Origin of the sequence: Mesorhizobium sp. M2E.F.Ca.ET.209.01.1.1, assembly GCF_004010375.2 — a bacterium.
GTDB lineage: Bacteria > Pseudomonadota > Alphaproteobacteria > Rhizobiales > Rhizobiaceae > Mesorhizobium.
The window spans coordinates 1-286 of record NZ_SADP02001245.1; the positions used below are offsets into that span (position 1 = coordinate 1).

Genomic DNA, 286 nt, shown 5'->3' on the forward strand with positions numbered 1-286 from the left:
CGCCTGGCCTTCGCCGCCGGCATCTGCTGGCTGGCGAGCTTCATCGCGATGCTCATCTTCGGCTATGGCATCTGGAGCAAGCGCGGCGAATTCCTGACCGTCTTTTTCTCGATAATCGCCCGCTTCGCGCCGTTCGATCGCCATGACGGCCGCCTGTCCCTCTGCTGGCCCGGCGCCAAATTGCTCGCCGCCGAGCCGCTGCCGTTGAGTGGCAAGGCTTTCCTTTTGCTGGCCCTGTCGTCGGTCTCTTTCGACGGGCTGTCGAAAACTTTCTTTTGGCTCGGCC

At 62.9% G+C, this 286-nt stretch carries 1 pseudogene; it reads left to right on the forward strand.

Annotated features, from left to right (window positions below):
• Nucleotides 1–286 (forward strand): annotated as a pseudogene (locus EN852_RS43060) (hypothetical protein); the annotation flags it as partial.